25 protein-coding genes are annotated in these 25,646 nt (G+C 65.7%); 11 read left to right on the top strand and 14 right to left on the bottom strand.

What is annotated here, in order from left to right; genetic code table 11:
- Positions 1-894, bottom strand: coding sequence for a cation diffusion facilitator family transporter (locus tag CFOUR_RS04955; protein WP_085956570.1), 894 nt, complete (start codon positions 892-894; stop codon positions 1-3).
- Between the two features lie 268 nt (positions 895-1,162).
- Here CFOUR_RS04955 and CFOUR_RS04950 point away from each other — a divergent pair, with 268 nt between their 5' ends.
- Positions 1,163-1,747: a hypothetical protein gene (locus CFOUR_RS04950; RefSeq protein ID WP_085956571.1), complete on the top strand. Its 585-nt coding sequence runs from the start codon at positions 1,163-1,165 to the stop codon at positions 1,745-1,747.
- A 125-nt stretch (positions 1,748-1,872) separates the two neighbouring features.
- Here the strand turns inward: CFOUR_RS04950 and ilvC are convergent, their stop codons facing one another.
- The 3 genes from ilvC to CFOUR_RS04935 all read right to left on the bottom strand — a co-directional run bounded on the left by ilvC (position 1,873) and on the right by CFOUR_RS04935 (position 5,310).
- Positions 1,873-2,889 carry a ketol-acid reductoisomerase gene (gene ilvC, locus CFOUR_RS04945; RefSeq protein WP_085956572.1) on the bottom strand — a complete coding sequence of 339 codons (1,017 nt, stop codon included), beginning with the start codon at positions 2,887-2,889 and terminating at the stop codon, positions 1,873-1,875.
- A gap of 73 nt (positions 2,890-2,962) precedes the next feature.
- Positions 2,963-3,481: an acetolactate synthase small subunit gene (ilvN, locus tag CFOUR_RS04940; RefSeq protein ID WP_085956573.1), complete on the bottom strand. Its 519-nt coding sequence runs from the start codon at positions 3,479-3,481 to the stop codon at positions 2,963-2,965.
- A gap of 2 nt (positions 3,482-3,483) precedes the next feature.
- Entirely contained in the window at positions 3,484-5,310 is a 1,827-nt protein-coding gene (locus CFOUR_RS04935; protein WP_085956574.1) for an acetolactate synthase large subunit, read from the bottom strand.
- Positions 5,311-5,598: 288 nt separating this feature from the next.
- Between CFOUR_RS04935 and CFOUR_RS04930 the strand changes: the two genes are divergently transcribed.
- The gene (locus CFOUR_RS04930; RefSeq protein ID WP_085956575.1) at positions 5,599-6,135 is read left to right on the top strand and encodes a PH domain-containing protein; all 537 of its coding nucleotides are present in this window, start codon (positions 5,599-5,601) and stop codon (positions 6,133-6,135) included.
- Positions 6,136-6,139: 4 nt separating this feature from the next.
- Positions 6,140-7,978: a dihydroxy-acid dehydratase gene (ilvD, locus tag CFOUR_RS04925; RefSeq protein WP_085956576.1), complete on the top strand. Its 1,839-nt coding sequence runs from the start codon at positions 6,140-6,142 to the stop codon at positions 7,976-7,978.
- On the opposite strand, the gene CFOUR_RS04920 is transcribed toward ilvD, so the two are convergent.
- Positions 7,979-8,830: a DoxX family protein gene (locus CFOUR_RS04920; RefSeq protein WP_101706337.1), complete on the bottom strand. Its 852-nt coding sequence runs from the start codon at positions 8,828-8,830 to the stop codon at positions 7,979-7,981.
- A gap of 181 nt (positions 8,831-9,011) precedes the next feature.
- On the opposite strand from CFOUR_RS04920, the gene CFOUR_RS04915 reads away from it, so the two are divergent.
- On the top strand, positions 9,012-10,418 hold the full coding sequence (locus CFOUR_RS04915) for a YkvI family membrane protein (RefSeq protein WP_085956577.1): 1,407 nt from the start codon (positions 9,012-9,014) through the stop codon (positions 10,416-10,418).
- Between the two features lie 220 nt (positions 10,419-10,638).
- Here CFOUR_RS04915 and gatB read toward each other — a convergent pair whose 3' ends face one another.
- Together gatB and CFOUR_RS04905 are read right to left on the bottom strand one after the other, a co-directional pair.
- Positions 10,639-12,141, bottom strand: a complete 1,503-nt coding sequence (gene gatB, locus CFOUR_RS04910; RefSeq protein WP_085956578.1) for an Asp-tRNA(Asn)/Glu-tRNA(Gln) amidotransferase subunit GatB — start codon at positions 12,139-12,141, stop codon at positions 10,639-10,641.
- A gap of 36 nt (positions 12,142-12,177) precedes the next feature.
- Positions 12,178-13,125 carry a GNAT family N-acetyltransferase gene (locus CFOUR_RS04905; protein WP_085956579.1) on the bottom strand — a complete coding sequence of 316 codons (948 nt, stop codon included), beginning with the start codon at positions 13,123-13,125 and terminating at the stop codon, positions 12,178-12,180.
- A 66-nt stretch (positions 13,126-13,191) separates the two neighbouring features.
- Between CFOUR_RS04905 and CFOUR_RS04900 the strand changes: the two genes are divergently transcribed.
- Positions 13,192-13,713 carry a hypothetical protein gene (locus tag CFOUR_RS04900; RefSeq protein ID WP_085956580.1) on the top strand — a complete coding sequence of 174 codons (522 nt, stop codon included), beginning with the start codon at positions 13,192-13,194 and terminating at the stop codon, positions 13,711-13,713.
- Positions 13,713-14,534, top strand: coding sequence for a PrsW family glutamic-type intramembrane protease (locus tag CFOUR_RS04895; protein WP_085956581.1), 822 nt, complete (start codon positions 13,713-13,715; stop codon positions 14,532-14,534). The genes CFOUR_RS04900 and CFOUR_RS04895 overlap by 1 nt, the downstream gene beginning before the upstream one ends.
- Here CFOUR_RS04895 and CFOUR_RS04890 read toward each other — a convergent pair.
- The 6 genes from CFOUR_RS04890 to CFOUR_RS04865 form a co-directional block, all read right to left on the bottom strand.
- Positions 14,501-15,016 (bottom strand): mismatch-specific DNA-glycosylase, encoded by a 516-nt coding sequence (locus CFOUR_RS04890; RefSeq protein ID WP_085956582.1) that lies wholly within the window; start codon positions 15,014-15,016, stop codon positions 14,501-14,503. The two genes, CFOUR_RS04895 and CFOUR_RS04890, sit on opposite strands and share 34 nt — an antisense overlap.
- Positions 15,017-15,034: 18 nt before the next feature.
- The gene (locus CFOUR_RS04885) at positions 15,035-16,066 is read right to left on the bottom strand and encodes an ATP-dependent 6-phosphofructokinase (RefSeq protein WP_085956583.1); all 1,032 of its coding nucleotides are present in this window, start codon (positions 16,064-16,066) and stop codon (positions 15,035-15,037) included.
- A 10-nt stretch (positions 16,067-16,076) separates the two neighbouring features.
- Positions 16,077-17,339: an MFS transporter gene (locus CFOUR_RS04880; protein WP_290180146.1), complete on the bottom strand. Its 1,263-nt coding sequence runs from the start codon at positions 17,337-17,339 to the stop codon at positions 16,077-16,079.
- A 22-nt stretch (positions 17,340-17,361) separates the two neighbouring features.
- Complete coding sequence (gatA, locus tag CFOUR_RS04875; RefSeq protein WP_085956584.1) at positions 17,362-18,843, bottom strand: Asp-tRNA(Asn)/Glu-tRNA(Gln) amidotransferase subunit GatA; 1,482 nt, start codon at positions 18,841-18,843, stop codon at positions 17,362-17,364.
- A gap of 6 nt (positions 18,844-18,849) precedes the next feature.
- Entirely contained in the window at positions 18,850-19,149 is a 300-nt protein-coding gene (gatC, locus tag CFOUR_RS04870) for an Asp-tRNA(Asn)/Glu-tRNA(Gln) amidotransferase subunit GatC (RefSeq protein ID WP_085956585.1), read from the bottom strand.
- Positions 19,150-19,217: 68 nt separating this feature from the next.
- Positions 19,218-20,357 carry a cytochrome P450 gene (locus CFOUR_RS04865; protein WP_085956586.1) on the bottom strand — a complete coding sequence of 380 codons (1,140 nt, stop codon included), beginning with the start codon at positions 20,355-20,357 and terminating at the stop codon, positions 19,218-19,220.
- 82 nt (positions 20,358-20,439) lie between these two features.
- Between CFOUR_RS04865 and CFOUR_RS04860 the strand changes: the two genes are divergently transcribed.
- The 4 genes from CFOUR_RS04860 to CFOUR_RS04845 are packed head-to-tail and all read left to right on the top strand — an operon-like array spanning position 20,440 to position 22,895.
- Positions 20,440-21,105: an ACT domain-containing protein gene (locus CFOUR_RS04860; RefSeq protein WP_085956587.1), complete on the top strand. Its 666-nt coding sequence runs from the start codon at positions 20,440-20,442 to the stop codon at positions 21,103-21,105.
- A gap of 55 nt (positions 21,106-21,160) precedes the next feature.
- On the top strand, positions 21,161-21,613 hold the full coding sequence (locus tag CFOUR_RS04855; RefSeq protein WP_085956588.1) for an ArsR/SmtB family transcription factor: 453 nt from the start codon (positions 21,161-21,163) through the stop codon (positions 21,611-21,613).
- Positions 21,613-22,620, top strand: coding sequence for a serine hydrolase domain-containing protein (locus CFOUR_RS04850; RefSeq protein ID WP_085956589.1), 1,008 nt, complete (start codon positions 21,613-21,615; stop codon positions 22,618-22,620). Before CFOUR_RS04855 ends, CFOUR_RS04850 begins: the two co-directional genes overlap by 1 nt.
- Positions 22,617-22,895 (top strand): hypothetical protein, encoded by a 279-nt coding sequence (locus CFOUR_RS04845; RefSeq protein ID WP_085956590.1) that lies wholly within the window; start codon positions 22,617-22,619, stop codon positions 22,893-22,895. The genes CFOUR_RS04850 and CFOUR_RS04845 overlap by 4 nt, the downstream gene beginning before the upstream one ends.
- On the opposite strand, the gene ligA is transcribed toward CFOUR_RS04845, so the two are convergent.
- Positions 22,840-24,867 (bottom strand): NAD-dependent DNA ligase LigA, encoded by a 2,028-nt coding sequence (gene ligA / locus CFOUR_RS04840; protein WP_085956591.1) that lies wholly within the window; start codon positions 24,865-24,867, stop codon positions 22,840-22,842. The genes CFOUR_RS04845 and ligA overlap by 56 nt on opposite strands.
- Before the next feature lie 70 nt (positions 24,868-24,937).
- Between ligA and CFOUR_RS04835 the strand changes: the two genes are divergently transcribed.
- Positions 24,938-25,612: a 3'-5' exonuclease gene (locus tag CFOUR_RS04835; protein ID WP_085958306.1), complete on the top strand. Its 675-nt coding sequence runs from the start codon at positions 24,938-24,940 to the stop codon at positions 25,610-25,612.
- Positions 25,613-25,646: the final 34 nt, after the last annotated feature.

The raw sequence follows: 25,646 nt of genomic DNA, 5'->3' as shown, positions 1-25,646 counted from the left end.
TCAGCACACCTTCTCGTGGGAGATGTGCTCCGGCGGCTCGACCTGCACCGTGGCGTGCTCCACCCCAAGCTCCGCGAGCGCAGCCTGCACGCGGTCGAGGAGCTGGTCGCGGTCCACGCCGGGGGCGGCAACAACGTGGACGGTAGCGAGCACGTTCACCCCGTCGAGGGACCACAGGTGCAGGTCGTGCGTGCCGGCGGCGCCTTCCACTCTGCGCAACGCGCGCTCCACCTCTGCGGTGTCGAAACCGGCCGGAACGTGTTCCAGCATGACCCGGGTCGAGCGGATCATCAGCTGCCACGCCCGCGGCAGCACGAGCGCGGCGATGATCAGCGAGGCGAGGACGTCCGCGCCGGTAAATCCCGTCGTCGCAATCACTGCGCCTGCGACGAGCACCGCCACCGAACCGAACATGTCCACCAAGACGTGCAGGTAGGCACCTTGGACGTTGATGGAGCCACCGCGGTGCCGCGCGAGCACCCAGGCAGACAGCGCGTTGGCCACCAGGCCGATCACGGCGATCACCATCATCGGGCCCACGTCCACCGGTTGCGGGTCGCGCACCCTGCGCACGGCCTCCACCACGATCCACACGGAGATGCACAGCACCCCGACCGCGTTGAGCAGCGCCGCGAGCACTTCCGCTCGCCGGTAGCCGTACGTTGCGGTTGCAGAGGCCGCCTTTTTGCCCACGAGGATGGCCACGAGAGAGATGATCAGCCCCGCGGCGTCAGAAAGCATGTGCATCGCATCCGCCAGCAGCGCCATGGATCCGGAGAGCAATCCGCCGACCACCTCTGCGACGAAGACTGTGCCGGTGATCGCGAGCGCGATCGCGAGCGCCCGCAGCGGAGTGCCAGGCTGCGCGTGGTCGTGGTGCGCGTGATCGTGCATCTCAAGCTCCCTTCGCAATGCTTCTCGACGACCAACGGTATGCGCCAAAACGCTTAATGACAATTAATTGAAAATAGTTTCCCCTCCCCACGGCCACCCGCCCGTGCTGGGGAAATGCTGAGTTACGTCGCCTTCCTAACACACGATCTGCGGCTACGCTCGGGGAAGGTTTGTTACAGTGGGCGGTCGTTCACCGAGGATGCTGGCACGTCCACGCGTCCCTCGCGAACGTTTGCCAGCACTTGTGTTAGCACGAAAGGAATTTACAATGAACAACCCCATCGACCCGAAGCGTAACCCGAAGGATTTTGCCAAGGACGCAAAGAACCTTGGCGAGGATAAGATTCAGGATGCTAAGCACTTCGGCGAGGACAAACTGAACGATCTGCGCGGCCACAAGCACGCGGATGACGTGAAGGAAGTTAAGAACGTCAAGGACGCCAACGTCGATCCGAACAAGGATGTCCGCGTTGAGCGCACCACTACCGAGCGCACCACCTCTACCCCGGCTCGCACCACCGGCGGCTCCACCGCTGTGACCGAGGAGAGCAACGGCGGCGGCTGGTGGAAGTGGCTGCTCGGCCTCCTGGTCGCTCTGCTGCTGCTGTGGCTGCTGTGGTCGCTGTTCTCCGGCAACGACGATGAGGGCGGCACCGTTACCTCCACCACCACTGCCGCAACCGAGGTTGTCTCCGAGACCACCACCCTCGACGGCGCAGAGGAGTCCGCAGCTACCGGTGCTGCGAACGAGTCCGCTGCCGGCGAGGCCGCAGACGACACCGTCACCCAGACCGAGGTTGTCGACGAGATCACCGAGACCCTCGCACCGGAGGGCGCACCGGCGACCAACTAGTCGCTCGCGATAAAGCACCACCCCGCGTCTCCCCTTTCGGGAGCGCGGGGTTTTTGCTGCGCTGATGCGCAGACACAAAAACGCGGCGGAGCCGAGATGGCCTCCGCCGCGTTTGTTCGCCGGGGTTAGCGCGCGGTGTCGCTGAGTGGCGATTTCACCCAGCTCATCATTTCGCGCAGCTCAGTGCCGGTCTTTTCGATCGGGTGCTGGGAGACCTTCTCGCGCAGATCCTCCAGCTCCTTGTTGCCGCCTTCGACGTTGGCGACAAGCTGCTTGGTAAAGGAGCCGTCCTGGATATCCTTCAGGATCTCGCGCATGCGGTCCTTCGCGCCGTCGTCGATCACGCGCGGGCCGGAGAGGTAGCCGCCGAACTCCGCGGTGTCGGAGATGGAGTAGTTCATGTTGGCCAGTCCGCCTTCGTAGATCAGGTCCACGATCAGCTTCATCTCGTGCAGGCACTCGAAGTAGGCCATCTCCGGCTCGTAGCCGGCCTCAGTCAGCACCTCGAAGCCCTTCATGATCAGGTCTTCCAGGCCGCCGCACAGCACTGCCTGCTCACCGAAGAGGTCGGTGACGGTCTCCGCTTCGAAGGTGGTGGGGATGACGCCGGCGCGGGCGCCGCCGATCGCGGCGGCGTAAGACAGCGCCAACTCCTTGCCGTTGCCCTGCGGGTCCTGCTCCACGGCGATCAGCGCCGGCACGCCCTTCCCGTCGACGAAGGTGCGGCGGACCAGGTGGCCCGGCCCCTTTGGCGCGACCATCGCAACAGTGATGTTGTCGGCCGGCTTGATCAGGTCGAAGTGGATGTTCAGACCGTGGCCGAAGAACAGGGCGTCGCCGTCGTTGAGGTTCGGCTCGATGTCGTCAGTGAAAATCTGGGCCTGCGAGGTGTCCGGCGCCAGCAGCATGATCACGTCGGCCCACTTCGCGGCCTCCGCGTTCGTCTTCACCTCAAAGCCTGTCTCGCGGGCCTTGTCCGCGGACTTCGAGCCATCGCGCAGGCCGATGACCACCTGGACACCGGACTCGCGCAGGTTCTGTGCGTGGGCGTGGCCCTGGGAGCCGTAGCCGATGATGGCGACCTTCTTGCCCTGGATCAGGGACAGATCTGCGTCGTTGTCGTACAGCACGTCGATTGCCATGTGTTCGTCACTTCCTTCATTATGTGAGACGGTCATTTCACATTATGACATACCCGTCTCTGGGTTTGGGGTTCTACTCAGGCTTTGCCATTGTCTTGGATCCGCGCGACAGCGCCACCGCACCGGAGCGCGCCAGCTCGCGGATGCCGAAGGTCTCCATCACCTCCAAAAACGCCTTGAGCTTCGCGGAGTTTCCGGTGGCCTCGATGATCACGGAGTCCACAGCCACGTCTATCACGCGGGCGCGGAACAGGTTCGCCGCGTCCACCACCTGCGGGCGGGTGAGGTTGTCCGCGTTGACTTTGACCAGGAGGAGTTGGCGACCGACGGAGGTATCGCTGTCCAGCTCGAGCACCTTGTGCACCTGAATGAGCTTGTACAGCTGTTTCGTGATCTGCTCGACGGCGTGCTCCGACGCATCCACGACAACGGTGAGGCGGTTGATGCCCTCCGTCGCAGTCTTCGCGGAGACCAGAGAGACCAGGTTGTAGCCACGGCGCGTAAACAGCGCGGTGACGCGGGTGATAATGCCGTCGACGTCCTCGACGAGCACCGACAGGGTGTGTCGAGTGATGGTGTCTTGCTGCGCCATGGTTAGTTTCCCTCCTGCTCGAGCGCTTCAATGGTGCCGTTGATCGCCTCCGGCGTCTCCGCCGCAGACTCTTCCTCACCGAAGAACGGGCGCATCCCGCGCGCGTACTCGATGTCGGAGTTGGACGTCCCGGCCGCGATCATCGGCCAGACCTGCGCGTCCTCGCCGACGACGAACTCCACCACCACCGGGCGGTCGTTGATCTCGCGGGCGCGCCGGATCGCCTCCTCCACCTCGTCGGCGGACGTGACGCGGAACGCGACCGCGCCGAGCGCCTCGGACAGCTTCACAAAATCCGGCACGTAGACCTCGCCACCGAGCTTGGTGTGGGAGTAGTTACCCTCGTAAAACAGGTTCTGCCACTGGCGCACCATGCCCAGGTTGCCGTTGTTGATCAGGCACACCTTGATGGGAAAGCCCTCGAGGGCCGCGGTGGTGATTTCCTGGTTAGTCATCTGGAAACAGCCGTCGCCGTCGATCGCCCACACTTCTTTGTCCGGCATGGCCGCTTTCGCGCCCATCGCGGCGGGGATGGCAAAGCCCATCGTGCCTGCGCCGCCGGAGTTGATCCAGTGCCGCGGCTTGTTGTAGTCGATGAACTGGGCGGACCACATCTGGTGCTGGCCCACGCCGGATACGTAGATGGCATCCTGGCCCGCGGTCTTGGACAACGTCTCCAGCACGAACTGGGGCGCGAGAGACCCGTCGGCGTGCTCTTCGTAGCCGCGCGGGAAGCGCTCCTTCAAGTCCTGCAGGCGCGCAATCCACGGCTCGATGCTCGGGGCCTTGTACTTGCCCTTGTGGCCGAAATAGTCGCTCAGCTCCGAAAGCACCTTCTTGGCGTCGCCGACGATCGGCACGTCGGCGGCGCGGATCTTGCCCACCTCGGCCGGGTCGATGTCGGCGTGAATGACCTTCGCCAGCGGGGCAAAGGTGTCGGTGTCGCCGGTGACGCGGTCGTCGAAACGCGCGCCGATGGCGATAAGCAGATCGGACTCCTGGAACGCGCCCACCGCCGGCACGGTGCCGTGCATACCAGGCATACCCAGGTAAAGCGGGTGGTCCTGCGGGAACGCGCCGAGCGCCATCAAAGTGGTCACCACGGGGATGCCGGTCGCCTCCACGAACTCGGCGAGCTTCTTGTGCGCGTTGGCCTTCACCACACCGCCGCCAATATAAAGGACAGGGCGCTTCGCCTTGGCGATCATCTTCGCCGCCTGCGCAATCTGGCGGTTGTGCGGCTTCGTGTTCGGCTTGTAGCCAGGCAAATCAACCTTCGCTGGCCAGCGGAACTCGACCTCCGTGTTCTGCACGTCCTTCGGAATGTCCACCAGCACCGGGCCCGGACGGCCGGTGGAGGCGATGTGGAAGGCCGTGGCGATTGCGCTGGGTATCTCTTCCGCCTTCGACACCATGAGGTTGTGCTTGGTTATCGGCATAGTGATGCCGCGGATGTCCGCCTCCTGGAACGCGTCGGTGCCCAGCAACGGTGATCCGACTTGCCCGGTAATCGCCACCAACGGCACCGAATCCAGGTAGGCGTCCGCGATTGGGGTGACCAGGTTGGTCGCGCCCGGCCCGGAGGTGGCCATGCACACGCCGACCTTGCCGGACGCCACGGCGTAGCCCTCCGCGGCGTGGCCAGCGCCCTGTTCGTGGCGCACCAGCACGTGGCGGAGTTTCGTGGCGCGAAACAGCGCGTCGTAAAGCGGGAGCACGGCGCCGCCAGGCAGGCCGAAGACAATCTCGGTGCCAAGTTCTTCGAGGCTGCGCACGACGGCGTCCGCACCCGTCATGCGCTCGGGCGTACGTTCTTTTGAAGCTCCCATGTGAAGGCTCCTTGTTAGCTCGGTTGGCTCGACTCTTTCCTACGTTGCGATCCCCTACAACAAAAGCCCCCGACGAGCGTCGTGCTCTCGAGGGCGCTTGGTGTGTGAGCGGCGTGTAAAACGCACCCGCTACGGCCAGCGCCGTCGGGCTACGAGAATTACAAGTCGCTCGTTGATCACGGTTTCGAACTTTAGTGGCCCACGTAACTTGATTCGAGTTTTTATTCAGGTATTTAAATTGCGGGCTATTGCCTATCGACGTTCCAAAGGTGACTACCATCGCCAACTATGACTGACACGCCGGAGCGCACCCAGCACGTTTTCAAACCCACCCGCGAACACATCCTCGCCATCGTGATCGCAACTGGCATCGCGCTCATGGGCATCCTCTGGGCCCCGAAATACCTGGCCTGGCTGCTCATCTTCCCGGCGCTGTGGCTGGCCTGGGTACTGTCGTCCTCCACCACCGTGGACGAGCGCGGCATCACCGTTAAGTACTTGGTGCGCAAGAACGTCACCCTGCCGTGGCGCGACCTCCAAGGCCTCGCCTTCAAAGGCTCGCGCGTCAACGCCGTGACCGTCGCCGGCGCGGAGCACCCGCTGCCTGGCGTGACGTTTAACTCCCTGCCGGAGCTCGCCGAGGCGTCCAACGGGCGCATCACCGACGTCATCACCGCCGCTGCCGAGGCCGCGGACGGCAAGTACGAAATCATCGACAAGGGCGGCCACAAGGTCTTGCTTTCCCGCGAGGAGTACGACGCTTACGTGGCCGAGCACCCCGACCTGCCGGGCCCCAGGCCCGCCGCTTCCGACTCGAAGGAGTAATACCGTGATTCCGCTTCGCTCTCGCGTCACCACCGTCGGCCGCCAGGCCGCAGGTGCCCGCGCGCTCTGGCGCGCCACAGGCACCGGCGAAAACGAGTTTGGCAAGCCGATCGTGGCCATTGTGAACTCCTACACCCAGTTCGTGCCAGGCCACGTGCACCTGAAGGAGGTCGGCGACATCGTCGCAGACGCCGTGCGCGCAGCTGGCGGCGTGCCCAAGGAGTTCAACACCATCGCCGTCGACGACGGCATCGCCATGGGCCACGCCGGCATGCTCTACTCGCTGCCGTCGCGCGAGATCATCACCGACTCGGTGGAATACATGGTCAACGCCCACACCGTGGACGCGATGGTGTGCATCTCGAACTGCGACAAGATCACCCCGGGCATGCTCAACGCCGCGATGCGCTTGAACATCCCCGCAGTGTTCGTCTCCGGCGGGCCGATGGAGGCCGGCAAAGCCTTTTCCGTCGGCGGCGTGACCAAGCCGAAGTCCGACCTCATCGACGCCATCGCACTGTCCGCCAACGACGACGTCACCGACTCCGAGCTGGACGACATCGCCAACAGCGCCTGCCCCACCTGCGGCTCGTGCTCCGGCATGTTCACCGCAAACTCCATGAACTGCCTCACCGAAGCGCTCGGCCTGTCCCTGCCGGGCAACGGCACTACTTTGGCCACCCACACCGCACGCTGGGAGCTGTTTGAAAAGGCCGGCCGCACCATCATGGAGCTGTGCGAGCGCTACTACGGCCAGGGCGACGAGTCCGTCCTGCCGCGCAGCGTGGCAGGCGTCCACGCCTTCCGCAACGCGATGGCGCTGGACATGGCGATGGGCGGGTCCACCAACACGATCCTGCACATCCTCGCTGCGGCGCAAGAGGGCGAGATCGACTTCGACCTGCACGACATTGACGATCTGTCCCACCAGATCCCCTGCCTGTCCAAGGTGGCTCCGAACGGCGAGGCGCACGTGGAAGACGTCCACCGGGCCGGCGGCATCCCGGCCATCCTGGGCGAACTCAACCGCGCGGGACTACTGCACGATGACGTGCATTCCATCGCGTATCCGTCGCTAAGCACATGGCTCGCGGACTGGGACATCCGCGGCGGCAGCGCAACCGAGGAAGCGCTGGAGCTCTACCACGCGGCGCCCGGCGGCGAGCGCACCACCAAGGCGTTTTCGCAAAGCGCGCGGTGGGCGGAGCTGGACACCGACGCGCACACCGGCGTCATCCACGACGCGGAACACCCGTTCACCTCCGACGGCGGCCTCGTTGTCCTGCGCGGCAACCTCGCCCCCGACGGCGCGATCTTGAAGACCGCCGGCGTGGAGGAAGGCCTGTGGGAGTTTTCCGGTCCGGCCCGCGTGGTGGACTCGCAGGAGCAGGCGGTTTCCATGATTCTCAACCGCGAAGTGCTCGAGGGTGAGGTTGTGGTGATCCGCTACGAGGGCCCCGCGGGCGGGCCGGGCATGCAGGAGATGCTGCACCCGACATCGTTCCTCAAAGGCGCCGGATTGGGCAAGAAGTGCGCCCTGATCACCGACGGCCGATTCTCCGGCGGCACGTCCGGGCTGTCCATCGGGCACATCTCCCCCGAGGCTGCCGCGGGCGGGCTGATCGGCTTGATCGAAAACGGCGACACCATCTCGATCTCGGTGTCCAACCGCGAGCTCACGCTCGACGTGCCTGACGACGAGCTTCGCGCCCGCCGCGAAACAATGGAAGCCTCCGACAACCCCTGGACGCCGAACCGCGTCCGTGAGGTGTCGAAGGCGTTGCGCGCGTACGCATCCATGGCCACCAGCGCCGATAAGGGCGCTGTGCGCCAGGTGGACTAGCTAGGAGAACGGGTTGACCTCGGTGCCGAACCACCAGATCAGCCCGGCCGCCGCCAGGCCGAGCACCGCGCAGATCCAGCTGGAGGCCAGCGGGCGCTTGGCCCAGCCGCGCGAGGCGTCGATGCCGTAGCGGCCCGGACCGGTGAACTGCACCGCCAGGGACGCGGCCAGGAGCATGACCGGCACCCAGGTCTCCGGGCTCCACGCGAAGACGTTGAAGCCGTCCGACTGCTGCGTGAACGCGTGCAGCGCCATGAACCCGGAAACCGTGATCGCCACCAGCGCAGCCACCGGGGTGAGCAGGCCGAGGACCAGGAATACGCCAGCCGCCAGCTCCAAGGTCGGCACGACAACGGCGAGACCGTCACCGTACGGGTAGTCGGCAAAAGCGCTTTCCAGCCCGGAGATGCCCTCGTTGCCGCCGAGTCGGAAGAACGTGCCCACCGAGCCGATGATGAAAAACGCGCCCAGCGCCAGGCGCAGCAGGAACAGGCCGAAATCCGTGGTGCCGCGGCGCGTGTCGTCCTCCACCACGACCGGCTCGGCGGTCTCTGCGTAGGTCGGCTCAGTGCTCTCCGCCACGGCGGTCGACGCAGCCGGCGCCGCGTAAGCAGGCTCACGCTCGACGGAAGCGGTCTCGAACGCGGTGGTCTCCGGAGCCTGCGCCTGCGGGATCAGCGGGCCGGAGTCCTGCTCGCCGCGCGGGACGATCTCCGTCGGCGCCGCCTTTCCGGTGCGGGTGTACATGCCGCCGGACGTGGTCTCTCCGGTGTAGGCCGGAACGTCCGGGCCGTTCAGGTCGGTCAGATCATGTTGCTCATTGGGAGTCAGATCACGTGGGTTGTTTGCCATGTCCAACAATGTATGCGAAAACGCTGCCTATTCCTTGGTAACGCGCCGTTGAAACAGGAAAAGCAAGCCTGTGCGCTGCACCGTTGAGGCGGGAAACCTGTGGACGTCGTTTAGCAAAGGCCCTCCAATGGTGTTACCGTCGATCCCGTTCATTTTTAATTCACTTCTATTGAGGATTGTTATGGGTAAAACATTCAAAGTTGCCCTTGCGCTGGTGGGACTCACCGTCGGCGCGGGCTTTGCCTCGGGCCAGGAGGTGATCCAGTACTTCCTGTCCTTCGGTTACTGGGGCATCCTCGGCGCCGCAGTCGCAGGCCTGAGCATCGCCGTCTTCAGCGGCTGGGTCTACCAGCTCGGCTCCTACTACATGGCCGACGACCACAGTGCTGTGTTCAAGAGCGTCTCGCACCCGTGGATGGCCAGGTACATGGACATCACCACCATGTTCACGCTGTTTTGCATCGGCTTCGTCATGGTCGCAGGCGCCGGCGCGAACCTGGAGCAGCAGTTCGGCTTCCCCACTTGGGTGGGCTCCGTCATCATGGTCGTGCTGCTGTTGCTGTCCGGCCTGCTCGACGTGGACAAGCTGACCAGCGTCATCTCTTTCATCACCCCGCTGCTGATCATCTGCCTGCTGGGTGCGTTCGTGATCACGCTGACCAACATGCCGGACAACGTCGGCCAGATCAACGAGATCGCACAGACGAATCCGCACGCCTCCGGCACCTTCGATAACTGGCTGATCACCGCGTTGAACTACGCCACGCTGGTGATGATCATGGACACCTCCATGATGCTCGTGTTCGCCGGTTCCCACATGAACCCGGCGCTGGCCGGCAAGGGTGGCCTGCTCGGCGGCATCATGTTCGCCGTCCTGCTCCTGATCTTGACCTTCGTGCTGTTCATGAACATGGAAAACGTCATGAACGCGGACCTGCCGCTGCTCAAGGTGTTCGACAACATGCACCCGACCGTGGGCGTATTCGTCTCCATCGTCATCTACCTGATGATCTACAACACCGCAGTGGGCCTGTTCTACGCGCTGGGCCGCCGCCTGAGCCACGACAAGCCGAAAAAGTTCTTCCCTTACTACGCCATCGTGGTGCTCATCGGCTTCGCGCTGTCCTTCATCGGCTTCGCGGACCTGGTCGGCTGGGTCTACCCGCTGCTGGGCTACCTGGGCCTCGTGCTCGGCGTGGTCATGGGTGTCGCCTGGTTCCGCGACCGCAAGAACATCCAGGAAGAGACTGGCCGCCGCGAACGTCTGGCGGCGCTGGCGGAAACGCAGCTCACCCCGGGCACCGATGACCTGACTCCGGAGGAGCGCCACGAGATCGATTCGCTGACCTCCGACTCCCACGTCGGCGACCAGGAGCTGTGGCAGTCCGTGCAGGAGGAGGTCGCCGCCGACATGGACGCGGACTCTTCCAACGACTTCAGCCTCAAGGATGTCCCGGCGCTCGACCCGGAATCCAAGGGTTACGGCGCCGCGCCCGACACTCCGGGCGACAACATCCAGTGGGACGCGTACGAGGAGATGTACAAGACCGGCGAGTTCCCCGCCGTGAAGAAGCCTGAGACGAAGTAAGCAGTAGCTTTACGACGCCTCCCCGCCCCGGCCAGCCCCGCGCTGGCCGGGGTTTTGCGTTGCGGGCCCAGTCCCCGCCCCGGCTTCGTCGGCGACCGCGGCGGCCCCCGGCCTCGTCGGCGACTGCGGCGGGGAAATGGAAAACCGGCTACCCACTCCCGGCTACCAGCACGATTTTCGCCTGGTAGCCGGCTCTAGGTAGCCGGTTTCGGGGTGGTTGCTACTCCGCGAGCTTCTTCGCGATGAGCTGGTTGACCTGGCCCGGGTCAGCCTTGCCCTGCGTCGCCTTCATCACGGCACCGACGATGGCGCCGGTGACCTTCTTGTTACCCGCGCGGTACTTCTCCACGATGTCCGGGTTGGCGGCCAGTGCCTCGTCCACAGCCTTCTCGATGGCCCCGTCGTCGCGCACGACCTCCAGGCCGCGGGCGGCGACAACCTCGTCGACGTTGCCTTCGCCGGCGATGACGCCGTCGATGGCCTGGCGGCCCAGCTTGGTGGTCAGCTTGCCTTCCTTGACCAGCTCGACCACGCGGGCGACGTCCGCCGGGGTGACGCCGATCGCGTCGAGGTCCTTGCCCGCCTCGTTGGCCTTGCCGTTGATGTAGGAGACCCACCAGGCGCGCGCCTCGTCCGGAGTGGCGCCGGCCTCGACGGTGTCCACGATCAGGTCGAGAGCACCGGCGTTGACAAGGTCGCGGAACTCCTTCTCCGGCAGCTGCCACTCCTCCTGGATGCGGGCGCGGCGCACCCAGGGCAGCTCCGGCAGGGTCGCGCGGATCTCCTCGACCCATTCCGGCTTCGCAATCACCGGCGGCAGGTCCGGGTCGTTGAAGTAGCGGTAGTCAGACGCCTCTTCCTTCGGGCGGCCCTTGGAGGTTGTGCCGTCCTTTTCCTGGTAGTGGCGGGTTTCCTGGACCACTTCCCCGCCGTCGTCCAAAACGGCGGCTTGGCGCTGCATCTCAAAGCGCACGGCCTGCTCGACGGACTTCAGCGAGTTGATGTTCTTCGTCTCGGTGCGGGTGCCGAACTTTTCCTGGCCGACCGGGCGCAGGGACACGTTCGCGTCGCAACGCATGCTGCCCTGGTCCATGCGCGCGTCGGAGACGCCGAGGGCCTTGACCAGCTCACGCAGCGCGCCGACGTAGGCCTTTGCCACCTCGGGGGCGCGCTCGCCGGCGCCGATGATCGGCTTGGTCACGATCTCGATCAGCGGAATGCCCGCGCGGTTGCAGTCCACCAGCGACGCGGTCGCGCCGGTGATGCGGCCGGAGGCGGAACCGAGGTGGGTGAGCTTGCCGGTGTCTTCCTCCATGTGCGCGCGCTCGATTTCCACGCGCCACTCGGTGCCGTCTTCGAGCACGACGTCGAGGTAGCCGTCGTAGGCGATCGGCTCGTCGTACTGGGAAATCTGGTAGTTCTTCGGCTGGTCCGGGTAGAAGTAGTTCTTGCGCGCGAAGCGGGAGCTCTCGGCGATCTTGCAGTTGAGCGCAAGCCCGATCTTGATGGCCCACTCCACGCCCTTGGCGTTGACCACCGGCAGCGCACCCGGCAGGCCGAGGGAAACCGGGTCGATGTTCGTGTTCGGCTCTGCGCCGAAGTGGGCGGAGGAGGTGGAGAACATCTTCGTCTCGGTGGCGAGCTCGACGTGCACCTCAAGGCCCATTACCGGGTCGTACTTTTCCAGTACCTCGTCGTATTCCATCAGGTCGTACGCAGTCATGCGCCCCAGTCTACTGCCCCGCCCCGCGCGCCCGCGCTACAGCTCGCCGCGTCGCGCGACCCACACAAACGCGGCGATTTTCTCGCGTCCCACAGCGAGCGCATTGCCTATCGACGGCCCATTGCCCGCGTGAATCGTCCCCCACAACGTGTCGGTGGCATTGGCCGGCAGGACGTCGCAAAGCAACTGCATCACCGCTGGTGCGAAACCGCGCCCGCGCGCATGGTCGTCGAGCAAGAATTCGTAGACCTGGAACCCGCGCATGCCGTTGGCGTCGTCGCGGGCCGCGGCGATGACCCCGGCGCGCTGGCCGTCCACCTCGACCGTGCACAGCGCACCGGTCTCCGCGCAGCTTTGCAGCTGCTCCAGGGTCGCGTTCTCCGTCCAGGTGCGGACTTCGGGGTTTTGCTTGGCTACGTTGGTCAGCACCTCGTCGGCGTAGGCCGCCATCTCCGCGGGATCTGCTGGGGTGAGCCGGACGCGCTCGTATTGCGGCCGACGGGGCCGCTCGCGCAGCTCGGAGACTAAGCCGGCCAGAATCCACTGGTCGACGTCCGCGTCCTCGGGCGGGTTCGGCAGCTCGAAGCGGATGGCCAGCGGGCTGAACTCCGCGAACTCGCGGTGGAGCTGCTCCGCGTAAAAGCGCAGTCCGTCGTGCTCCGGGGGCACGGATGTCGCGACGACGTGCACGAACGCCTTGTCGGGGTCCAGGCCCAGAAAGCGGATCCCGGCGACGCACCACTGCCCGTCGGCGAACTCGACACGCCGGTTTGCCCACGCCAGCGGGTCGGGCACGTCCGGGCCGCCGAGAGGTTTCAGATGGTCGCGAAAGCCCGCGCCGAACTCCTCGTTTGCCACATGCTGCGCCTGCGGGCGCATCTCTGCCACCGCTAGCTCGCGGCGCTGGTCTGCGATGTACCACTCGTGCAGTTGGCGCGGCATCCACGCCTCGTAGGCAGCCGCCATCTGGTTGAGCAAAGTCATGGGAGACACGCTAATGCCAAAAGTACATATAGGTGGCCGCTGCGGTAAGGAGCGATTTTCCCTATAATGCCCGAAGTGTTTTACCCGGACTTCTCTGACAGAAATACCCGCACCGGAACCGTAGGGCTTGTGGCGGCCGGCGCTTTGCTCCTGGCGGCCCCGTTCATGGCCCAGGCGGCAACGCAAAGCGACGAGCCCGAAGTCCCCGAAGTCACGGAGGTGACTGCGGGTGGCGTCACACTGCGCAACGCAGACGGCTCGGTGCTGCAGTGCCCCCAAACTGACGGTGGCTCCGACACGGCGAAATGGGATTGCGGCGACACGCGGATCCAGCTGCGCACCGAAGACTCTTTAGGCGATGAAGCCGAGCTCGCCAACGCCGTCACGCGCTTGTATTGGCTAGCCTCGAATGGCGAACGAATCACCCCGGACGAGCTCGATCACCCTGCCTCCGGTGTCTATGCGGTGCACCACGACGGCGTGTCTATCGCCGCCACCGAACGCGACAACCTGACGGTGTACGTCGCGGCTTCGGACACCGACGGCCACGAGATCGTCGACCGCTTCGTCGCTGAGGAGGCCCGTTGATGCGAACGAACGTCGTACTCCAAGCCCTCGGCGGACTCGCTATTTTTGCGTGTGCGGCACGCTACATCTTCGCGCTCACCCAAGTGCTATGGACGCCCGTGTTCGGTGCAGTGGCGGCCGCGTTCGTCCTCATCGCCGTGGCGGCGCTGTGGCTCCTGTTGCGCCGGCACCCTGGGCGGCCAGAAGCTTCGTGGTGGCTGCCAGTTGGCGTGATCGCCGGAGTGGGCGTGAGCGGCGTAGTCCCACGCGTCAACTCCGCCTACCTCACCGCGACGCAGCAGCTGCCCGACGCTGTGACGTACCTGTTTTCTTCGATTCCTGAGGAGACCGCCAAGTTGCTGGCTGCGTTGCTCGTCATCTCCGCCTTCGCACCGGTGCGCCGACCCGTCGAGGCGGCTGTGGTCGGCATGGCGGTCGGAGCAGGCTTCACGGTCGGCGAGACGCTGAGTAATTCCGCAGTCGCGGCGGTGCTTGATCTGCACTCGGAGTACCGCGACGGTGTGGTTGCCATGCTTGCGTTGGTTGTTTTGGGACCATTTGCTCACGCGGTCTATACCGGGGTGGCTGCGTGGGGCCTCGGTGTATTCCTGTGTCGCACCGACCAGCCCCTCGGCTGGCGTCTCTCCCGGCTCGCGGGCTGGTTTGTGCTGGCCGCCGCGCTCCACGGTGCCTTCAACGGCTCCCGTGAGCTTCCCGGCACTTTCGGAATTGTGGCTATGTTGGCAGTCTCTGTCCTGCTCTGGGTGCTGCTCATCTGGCTCTATCGCCGCTCCTGCCGCATCGGCCGTCAGGAGCCGGTCGCTTCCCACACCTCGCGGTAGCTCTCCGCGAGGGACGCCAGCGTCTCGTGGGCGTTGAGCCCGCTGGGGTTGCCCACCACCCACACCGGCACCCCGGCGAACGTTTCGGGTTGGAGGCCGCGGGTGGCCTTTGGTCGTCGATAGGCATCGCGATAGGCCCCAACTCCCGCGAACATCACGGCCTTTGGCTCATGCTTTGCGACGACGTCCCGCACCACCTCACCTCCCTTGACCAACTCCGCCTTGGTCAGTTCGGAGGCGCGCGGCGTCATGCGGTTCACCAGGTTGGTAAATCCGATGCCGAGCTCGGCAAGCATGGCGGCATCCTTGTCGGACAGCCCCTCGTTGGCGTGGACGCGGTACGGCGTGATGCCGGCAGCCTCGAGCGCGGGCCAGAAGCGGTTGCCGGGGTAGGCGAACGGCGCGTCGACTTCCTCGGTCAGGCGGCCGGGGTTGATGCCGACGACGAGCAGGCGGCAAGGATCCGGAACTCTATCTCTCATAGCGTGAGCGTGCGTGCGCTATGTAAACATCGCGCGCGCGGTGGCGTAGCGGTGTTCCGGCACCGTCTTCAGGTGCGCAACCGCGTCCTCGAGGGCGACCAGTTCGATGTCCTCGCCGTGCAGGGCAACACAGCTGCCGAAGTTGCCCTCGTGCGCCGCGCGGGTAGCGTGCACACCGTAGCGGGTGGCCAGCACGCGGTCGTAGGCGGTCGGCGTGCCACCGCGCTGGGTGTGGCCGAGCACGGTGGTGCGCACGTCGTAGCCGAGGCGCTTTTTCACCTCGTCGCCGATGATCTGGCCCATGCCGTTAAAGGTGATGTGGCCGAACTCGTCTTCTTTGCCCAGCCCGGCATCCATCGTGCCTTCCTTGGGTGTTGCGCCCTCGGCGACGACGATGATGCCGTACTTCTCCCCCATCTGGAAGCGGCGCTCCATGGCCTTGCAGATCTCCGCGATGTCAAAGGGTTCCTCGGGGATCACGGTATAGTGCGCGCCGCCGGCCATGCCTGCGTGCAAGGCAATCCATCCCACGTGGCGTCCCATCACCTCCACGATGAGGATGCGGTTGTGGGACTCTGCAGTGGTGTGCAGCCGGTCGATCGCGTCGGTGGCGACCGAGACAGCCGTGTCGAAGCCGAAGGTGTAGTCGGTCGCGGCGACGTCGTTGTCGATGGTCTTGGGCACGCCCACGACAGGAACGCCGTTGTCGGAGAGCCACTTCGCGCCCTTGAGCGTGCCTTCGCCGCCGATGGCGATAAGCGCGTCCACACCGGCATCGTCCAAGTTGGCCTTAATCTGGTCCAGCCCCGCCTTGAACTTGTCCGGGTGCAGGCGGCCGGTGCCAAGCACAGTGCCACCGCGCAGGAGCAGGGAGTCCATGTAGGCGTCGTCGTACAGGTCGACGCGGCGGTCTTCCATCAGGCCCACCCAACCGTCGCGGTAGCCCACGACGGTGGAGCCGTATTCCGTGTTGGCGGTACGGACGATGCCGCGGATAACAGCGTTGAGGCCGGGGCAGTCGCCGCCGGAGGTCAAGGTGGCAAGTCGCATACCCGCCAGGCTACCCGCGAAGCCCCAGCGACGACACTGCCCCGACAGCCATGGCCACCAGCGGCAGGGCCAGCGCCCAACCTGCGGTGGAAGCGACCTCGCCGGAGGCGAGCACCATGCCCACCAGCGCGACACCGAGCACGCTGCCCACCTGGCGCGCCGTGTTGTAGAGCCCGGAGGCCGCCCCCGTCTCATGCTCGGCGATCCCGCGCATAGTCACTGCCGCGTTGGGTGCCCACACAAACGCCCCGCCGATACCCAGCAGTGATGTCACCGCCGTAAACCACCACACCCCGGCACCGGAGTGGATGAGCGCGATGGCGAGCGCCAGCCCGGCAGCGGAAACAGCAAACCCGGCCGCGCAGAGCTTGCCCGGGTCGCGCCGGTCGGTCAGGTATCCCGCCACCGGGGTGAGCACGAGCGCGAACACGGACATCGGCGCGGTGATGGCCCCGGATGCCGTCGGCGAGGCGCCAGCCACGGTTTGCAGCCAGTACATCAGCGGGATGAACATGGACGCGACGGTGAACCCCATCGCCGCCACCCCGAGCGCTCCGAGGGCGAACGAGCGGTCCGCCAACAGGTCCACGGGCAAAAAGCCGTCGTCAGTGCCGTTGCGGGCCGACAGCACCAAAATGCCGAGCAAGACCGCTCCGAACAGGATGGCGGGCCACCGGCCGAACTGAATGCCGTAGACGAGCAGCCCCAGCCCGCCGAAGGACAGCAGCGCCGACAGCAGAGTCACCCGCTCGCCGCTGCGCGGCAGACGCGGCAGGGCGGCAAATCCGGCGATGAGGGCGACTGCGCCGAGCAAGGCCTGGGACAAAAATGCGGCGCGCCAGCCGAATTGCTGAGCCACTGCCCCACCGGCCACAGGCCCGATCAGCGAGGCGACAGAACCGATCACGCCCCACACGGCGAAAGCACGGCCTTGCTTGTCGTGGGCGAACACGCGCGGGATCAGCCCGAACGCCTGCGGCAGGAACACCGCCGCGCCCAGACCTTGCAGCCCGCGCGCAACCATCAGTGAACCGAACGACCACGACGCCCCAGCGAACACCAGCGCCGCCACGTAGACGGCCAAGCCGATGAGGAAGATGCGGCGTTGGCCGAAGGCGTCGCCAAGCTTGCCTGTGGCCGGCATCGGTGCGACCGTGCACAGCAGGTAAATGCTAGTCAACCACACCGCGCCGGAGACCTCGAAGGGCAGAAGCGGGGTGATCACGGGCATGAAGCCCTGGTCGATCAGCACAAGAAAATACCCCGCAGCCAAGGCTGCGAGGGTATTCCAGGGGTTAACGGCCGGCTTCAAAAGCGGCACCCACGCGGTACAGACGCGCGTCCTCAAACGCGGGGGCGATCAGCTGCAGGCCCACCGGCAGGTTGGTGTCGGATGCCTCGCCCGCCGGAACCGACATGCCGGGCAGGCCAGCCAGGTTCAGCGGCAGGGTGAACAGGTCGAAGTTGTACATCGCCAGCGGGTCGTCCACCTTATCGCCGAGCTTGAAGGCGGTGGTCGGGGTGGACGGCGCTGCGATGACGTCGCACGCCTCGAACGCCTTGGCAAAGTCCTGCGCCACCAAGGTGCGCACGCGCTGCGCCTGCAGGTAGTACGCGTCGTAGTAGCCCACGGACAGTGCGTAGGTGCCCAGGATGATGCGGCGCTTGACCTCGGCGCCGAAGCCCGCGCCGCGGGTGGCGGCCATGACTTCCTCGGCGGAGTGCGTGCCGTCATCACCGACGCGCTGTCCGTAGCGCATGCCGTCGAAGCGCGCGAGGTTCGAGCTCACCTCGGAGGTCTGGATGAGGTAGTAGGCGCCCATGACGTCTTCGAAGCTGGGGCAATCCACCTCGACGATCTCCGCACCTTGGCGCTCCAGCTGCGCGTAGGCGGCGTCGACGGCTTCCTTCACGCCCTCCTGCGTGCCGGGGCGCTCGAACTGCTTCACGCGACCGATCTTCACGTCGCTGAGGTCGCCCTTCGCGCCTTCGCGTGCGGCTTCGGCGCACGCCGGCACATCGCGGTCCACGGAGGTGGCGTCGAACTCGTCGTGGCCGCCGATGATCTCGTGCAACAGCGCGGTATCGAGCACGTTGTTCGCGCACGGGCCGACCTGGTCCAGGGAAGACGCGCACGCGATCACGCCGTAGCGGGACACCCCACCGTAGGTCGGCTTCACGCCCACGGTGCCGGTCAGCGACGCCGGCTGGCGGATGGAGCCGCCCGTGTCGGTGCCGATGCCCAGCGGGGCTTCGCCGGATGCGAGCGCCGCCGCAGTGCCGCCGCCGGAGCCACCCGGCACGCGCTTGAGGTCGTGCGGGTTCTTCGTCTGCTTGTACGCCGAATTTTCCGTCGAAGACCCCATGGCGAACTCGTCCAGGTTGGTCTTGCCCAGAATCGGGATGCCGGCCGCGTGCAGCTTGGACACCACGGTGGCGTCGTAGGGGCTCATGTAGCCCTCGAGCATCTTCGACGCCGCGGTGGTCGGCGCGTCGGTGGTGACCAGCAGGTCCTTCAGCGCCAGCGGCACGCCCGCGAGCGCGGAGGCCGGCTCTTCACCGTTCTTGACCTGCTCGTCCACCTTGTCCGCGGCCGCCAGCGCCTCGTCGGCACCGACGTGCAGGAAGGCGCCGAGCTCCCCGTCGACCTCAGCGATGCGGTCGAGGAAGGCTTGCGTGACTTCGCGGGAGGTGACCTCACCGGACTGGATCATTGCTGCGAGCTCGTGCGCTGGCTTTGCGACGATACCTTCGGCCGGAATCGTGTACTGCGTCATGTCTGCTTAGTCTCCCTCTCCCAGAATCTGGGGCACCACGAAACGGTCTTCCTCCACCGCCGGTGCCTGGTCCAGCGCCTCAGCCTGCGTCAGCGTCTTCTTCTCCACGTCCTCGCGCATGCCTGCGTCGATGGAGTGCGGGTGGCTCATCGGGGTCACGCCCTCGGTGTCCACGCTTTGCACCTTCGAGACCGCGTCCACGATCGTGTCCAGCTGCTGGGCAATGTCGTCCAGCTCCTCGTCTTTGAGCGCAATGCGCGCCAAGCGTGCGATGCGCGACACCTCGTCGCGTGAAATCTCAGCCACAGTCCCGTCCCTTCGTCCATCACGTGGGTTGCGATTAACGCGCCTAATCTTACGTCACGGCAATTCGCTTACCCGCGGGCGGTAAGACGCACCGGCAACGATGCCCACCCACCGACCGGGTGGATCTCCCGCTCGCCCTCGCCTGCCCTGCTGACCGTCGCGGCAGCCAGCAGCTCCTCGAAGAACGCCTGCAGCTCGACGATCGACAGGGCCTTGCCGGGACACGCGTGAGGGCCCGCGCCCCAGACCAGGTTGTCGTCCGCGTGAGCGTCCGGCTTGAATCCATCCACATCTGCGAACACATCTGGATCCCGGTTCGCTGCGGTCCAATGGATGCGCACGCGCTGCCCTTCCGGCAAATCGTGCCCGCCGAGCGAGACGGGGCACGTGGTCACGCGCCGGTTGCTCACAAACGGCGAATCGGCGCGGAGAACCTCGTCGGCAATCGCGGTGAACTCCCTCTGCGCCACGCCGCCAGCGAGACGGTCTTGCAGCTCCGGGTGCTCGATGAGGGCGTCAAGCACCACGCCAATGCAGTACGCCATTGAGCTCAGGTCACCCGCGGTCCAGTTGCGCAGCACGGACACGATTTCTTCGAACTCCAGACGGCGTCCGAGGCTGTCGTCGTGGACGAGCCGCGAGGTGACAGAGCCGTCCGGGTTGTCTCGCAGCGGTTCGACCACAGAGCGGATGATGGCGTCGAAACGCTCCGCGACCGCCGCGGTGCGCTCGAGCTCACCGGAACGGGTGGCCGCGTTGTTGTCCGCCACCCATTCCACAAGGGTGTCGTTGAGCCCGCTTGGCCATCCGAGCCACGCGGTCATCGCCCGAACCGCGTACTGCGCCCCAAGATCCATCACCGCGTCAACTTCGCCGGCTGTGAGAGCGTTGCCCACTAGGTCACGTGCAATCTTCCGGAACATCGGATCGAGCTGCCCGACCTCTTCCGTACTGAGGTAACGGTCAATCAACGCGCGCATCTCCGTGTGCTTCTCACCGTCGAGACCGTTCGGCAGCTGCAAGAAGCGCGACACACCGGACGAGAACTGTTCCGGCTTTTCCGCCACCTCGCGGGCGAGAACGTTGCTCGTAACGACGATCTCTTCACCGTCACGAGCCAGCCTCGCTTCGTCGCGAAGCAACGCGTCTCCAACGGCGCGCGGTTCGGCTCCTGCGAGCGTGGTCTGCTGAATTTCAGTGCGATCCATGGTGATTCTCCCCAGCTCGAAAGTTGTTGCGTTTTCGACCGTACACCCGCTCACGATGTGCTGAATTGCTATAAATAGGGCCATGTCGTACCTCATCCGCGTTTCCCTTCCGGACGTCCCGGGCAGCCTCGGACAGCTCGCCGACGCTTTCGGCTTGGCAGACGCCGACATCAATTCCGTCGACATCGTCGAGACGTCTCACGACGGCACGGTCACCGACGACATCGTGGTCACCCTTCCCACCGGCGTCATGGTGGACACCCTGATCACCGCCGTCGCCTCCGTCGACGGCGCCGAGGTGGACTCCATCCGCCCGTTCACCGGCCGTGTGGACCGTCGCGGACAGATTGAAATGCTGGCAAAGATCGCCGAGCACACCGGCAAGGAGACCGAAACCCTCGACGAGCTAGTCGACGTCATGCCGAGCGCCGTGACCTCCTCTTGGGCCGTGGTCCTGCACGTCTCTGAGGACGGGCTCACCCGTGTCGCCGCCTCCCCCGCCGCGCCGGAAGACGACGGATCAACCCCGCAGATGCCGCCCGTCGAGGCCGCACGCATCCTCCAGCCGGACTTCGACGATTGGGCTCCCGATTCGTGGTTCCAGCTCGGCACCGCGCTGACCATGACGCCGCTGCACGGCACCGACATGGTGCTGGTGGTCGGCCGCGTGGGCGGGCCGGACTTCCTGGCCTCCGAGGTGCGCGAGATCGGCGACCTCGGCTGCATCGTCGGCGCGATGCTGCGTTAGCGCTCCAGAGTAATTCCCCTTGCATAGTTTCTAGAATTCTGAAATTCTAGAAACTATGCAATCCGTTGAAGCACGCCTCACTGACCTCGAAGCACGCGTCGTCGCACTTGAACAGGCATCCCAGCCACCAACCACCACCTCAGACAGCGGTGGAGAAGGCACGGTGTCTTTCGGGGGCGATGTCTCTTTGCCAACCGGCGCCTACTCGTACGAGTGGATTCGCCCAGCAACCTGGATTACGGATCAACCGTGGGGCGATGCCATGGAGCGCATCGCCGCACTCGCGCACCCGGTACGCGGGGCCATTCTGCGCCACCTTTTAGCCGCACCGGCAAGTGTGACGGAGCTGGTCGAAATTGAGCTGGTCTCCTCCACCGGCACCGCGTACCACCACCTGAAAGAACTGCAGGCCGCCGGCTGGGTGCGCAAGCAGGGCGGGGTGTTCGAGATCCCCCCGGCCCGCGTCATTCCGCTCATGGCGATCGTGATCGCCGGGGAGGACCACTGATGCGCGCACCCGCCATTGCCGCCGGCGGAATCGCCGCCGCCATCGCCGCCGCGTTGATGCTCTCCACTGGACCCCGCGACATTTCCGTGGCCTCCGAGCACACCGGCGATGCTGAGATATCCGCTGCCCTCGAGTACCTCGCAGAGGACGGTCACCACAACCTCGCCGCGTTTACCTTCGAGGATGGCGAGGCACGTTTCGGCGGTCTCGGCGCTGACGAACACACCGAATTCGAGATCGGCTCGATCACCAAAACCTTCAACGCAGAGCTGGTCCGCCAGTTCATCGACGCCGGCGAGCTCAGCCTGGACACTCAGGTGCAGGAGCTTATCGACGTCCCCTCCGTCCCCGTTGCCGATGTGACCATCGAGGAGCTGCTCAACCACACCTCCGGGCTCGCCGCCACCGAAGGCCTCAGCCTCGCGGACATGTTCGCGGCGAACATCCGAGACGGCGGCAACCCCTACCGGCGCGACACTCCGCAGGACATTCTCGACGCCGCCGGTGCCGCCGAGCTGAACAACCGCGGCCAGGAACAGTACTCCAACTACGGCCACGCGCTGCTCGGCCAACTGCTTGCCAAGCATGCCGGCGTGCCCTACCACGAGCTGCTACGCACCCGCATCTTCGAGCCCGCCGGCATGACCTCGACCTATGTGGCACTGCCCGGCACCGTCGACGACGCACCACCAGGCCTGGCCGCCAATGGACACCCCGCCGGCCCGTGGGATATGGACGGCTGGGCCCCGGCCGGCGCGATCCGCTCCACCGCGGCCGACATGGCGAAATACGTGGCATGGGTTTCTTCACACGGCGTTCCCGACTATGGGTGGGCCAGCCTCGAGGAAAACGGCGAAGAGATCACGTTCCACAACGGCGGCACCGGCGGTTTCAGGACCATGCTGGTCTGGGACCCCGAAGATGACAGCCACGCCGCGTTCGTCGCGGGCGACACCGAAGCCTGGGTGGACGCGCTCGGCATCGATCTGTTGAAGGAGACCCGATGATTGCCCTCGCCATGATTCTGCTGTTGCTCGTGTCCGCGACCTTCAGCGCCGTTCGGAACACCAAAGGCCCCATCTACGCCCTCGTCAACGCGGTCATCTCCGCAGCGGTGGTGTGGATGCTCTCATTTGGCGTGAACTGGAACGGCCAGTTCCCTATCTGGCTGTGGTGGGCCATCGTCGTGTGGGCGGCGGCCCTGGTGGGGCTGAGCGCCGCTCGGCTTATGCGAGCGCGTCCGGCCCGCCCTCGAGTAGCTGCACAAACTGCTCCTCGTTAAGGATCGGCCGGCCCAGCTCCTCCGCCTTCGTGGCCTTGGAGCCGGCGTTTTCTCCGACGACGACGTAGTCGGTCTTCTTCGACACGGAACCGGCCGCCTTGCCGCCGCGCGAGAGGATCGCTTCTTTGATCTCATCGCGGGTGAAGCCCTCCAGCGTGCCGGTGGCGACAATGGTCAGCCCCTCCAGGGTTTGCGGGGCGCGGTCCTCTTCCGCCGACTCCATGGTCACACCGGCCGCGGCCCAGCTATCCACGATGTTTTGGTGCCAGTCCACGGTGAACCACTCCTTGAAGCTTTCGGCGATCACTGCGCCGACGCCGTCGGTTTCGGCGAGGGTGGCCGTAGGTGCGTCGATAAGCGCCTGCATCGAGTGGAAGCGCGAGGCGAGCGCGCGCGCCGCGGTGGGACCGACGCGGCGGATGGACAGCGCGGTGATCACGCGCCACAAATCCGCGTGACGGGCGGTTTCAAGGTTGGCCAAAAGCTTCTTGCCGGAGGCGTTGACCTCGCCGTCCTTGCGGGTGTACACGCTGGACTTTTTCAGGTCCTCCTCGGTGAGGTCGAACAGGCGGGCCTCGTCCTCCAGCACGCCCGAGGCGATGAGGTCCTGCGCGCCCTTCTCCCCGAGCGCCTCAATGTCGAACACGCCGCGCGAGGCGATGTACTCCAACCGTGCCGACAGCTGCGCCGGGCACGAGCGGGTGTTCGGGCAACGCCAATCCGCGTCGCCTTCCTTCGCGGGGGCGAGCTTCGTGCCGCACACCGGGCAGTTTTCGGGGTAGACGAACTCGCGCTCGGTGCCGTCGCGAAGATCCGCGACAGGCCCGAGCACCTCCGGGATGATCTCGCCTGCTTTGCGCACCACCACCGTGTCGCCGATCATCACCCCCTTGCGCTTGACCTCGTGCTGGTTGTGCAGCGTTGCCATGGACACCGTCGAGCCGGAGACGAACACCGGTTCCAGCACCGCGAACGGGGTGGCGCGGCCGGTGCGCCCCACCGAGACCTCAATGTCCTTCAGCTTCGTGGTCACCTCCTGCGGCGGGTACTTGTAGGCGATAGCCCAGCGCGGTGCGCGCGAGGTTGCGCCCAGCGCGCGCTGCTCGGCCACGGAGTCGACCTTGACCACCAGGCCATCCATCTCGTGGACTGCGTCGTTGCGATGCTCGCCCCAGTACTGCACGGACTCGATCACCTCGTCGGCCGTTTCCGCCCGGCGCGTGTACTCGCTCACCGGCAGTCCCCACTTCGCCAACGCCTCGTAGGCCTCGTGCTGGGTTTCAGGGGTGAAACCCTCGCGCGCGCCGATGCCGTGGCAGATCATGTGCAGCTTGCGCTTCTTCACGTCCTCCGGATTCTTCTGCCTCAGGCCGCCAGCGGCGGTGTTGCGCGGGTTGGCAAACGGCTTGCCGCCCTCCTTTTGGCGCAGCTCGTTAAGCTCCGGGAAGTCCTCTGGTCGGATGAACACCTCGCCGCGGACCTCTAAAAACGCCGGAGCGTCGCCGGTGAGCTTCTGCGGGATGTCCTCGATCACCCGCGCGTTGGCGGTGATGTCCTCGCCGGTGGTGCCGTCGCCGCGGGTGGCAGCGCGGGTCAACTCGCCGTTTTCGTAGACGAGGTCGATGGACAGCCCGTCGATCTTCAGCTCCGTCAAGTACGGGCCGGGGGCTTTGGCGAGCCACTCGCGCATCTCGTCTTCGTTAAAGACGTTGTCCAGGCTCATCATGCGCTCTGGATGGGTGACGTCCGCGAACGCGGTGTCGGTGGCGGGTGCGCCGACCTCCTTGGTGGGCGAGTCCGGCACAGCCAGCTCTGGGTGGTCCTCCTCCAGCTTCTGAAGGCTGCGGAACAGCTCGTCGAACTCGCCGTCGGTGATCACCGGCTGGCCGTTGTAGTACAGGTCCCGGTGCTTGCGGACCTTAGCGGCCAGCTCGTCCCATTCGCGGTGCAGATCAGCGGAAATTTCACTCACGGGGCACGAGTCTAGCGCCGCGTTCAGCGTTCAGCGGGTGCGCGTCGGCGCGCTCATTACAATGTCGCTCATGGCCACTTTCGACGCCTCCCGCATGCTCTCGTTCGACCTAGAGACCACCTCTGCCAACCCGCGCAAGGCCCGCGTAGTCACCTCCGCGCTCGTGCGTATCGACGGCTCCGAGGTCGACGCCACCGAGACCCTCGCCGACCCGGGAGTGGAAATCCCCGAGGAGGCGGCGAAGGTGCACGGCATCACTACCGAAAAGGCGCGCGCGGAGGGCCGCGACCACGACGAGGTGGTGCGCGAGACCGTCGAGGCGATCAAGCAGGGCTGGGAGGACGGTCTGCCCCTGATCGTGTTCAACGCCCCCTACGACCTGACGGTGCTGCGCCAGCTCACCGGCGATTTCACGGTGACCGGGCCGGTGTTCGACCCCCTGCTCATCGACCGAGCGAAGGACCGCTACCGCAAAGGCCCGCGCAACTTGACCTCCATGTGCGAGCACTACGGTGTGCGGCTGGACAACGCGCATGAGGCCACCGCGGACGCGTTCGCCGCCGCCCGCGTGGCGTGGATGCAGGTGCGCAAGCACTACCCGGAGCTAGCGCAGATGGACGCAGGCGAGCTCATGGAGTACCAAGCGGTGGAGTACTTCACGCTGCAGGAGGACCGGAAGAAGTATTTCGAGTCCCAGGGCCGCGACGCTTCGAACGTGCTGCCCGGCTGGCCGATGCTGGGCTAGTTGCAGGCTAGCTCAGCGCCAGCTCCGCGCGCAG

This window comes from Corynebacterium fournieri, from assembly GCF_030408775.1.
Taxonomy (GTDB): Bacteria; Actinomycetota; Actinomycetes; order Mycobacteriales; family Mycobacteriaceae; genus Corynebacterium; species Corynebacterium fournieri.
Note: the sequence above shows the minus strand (reverse complement) of the source record. Positions and strands in the feature narration are given on the sequence as shown.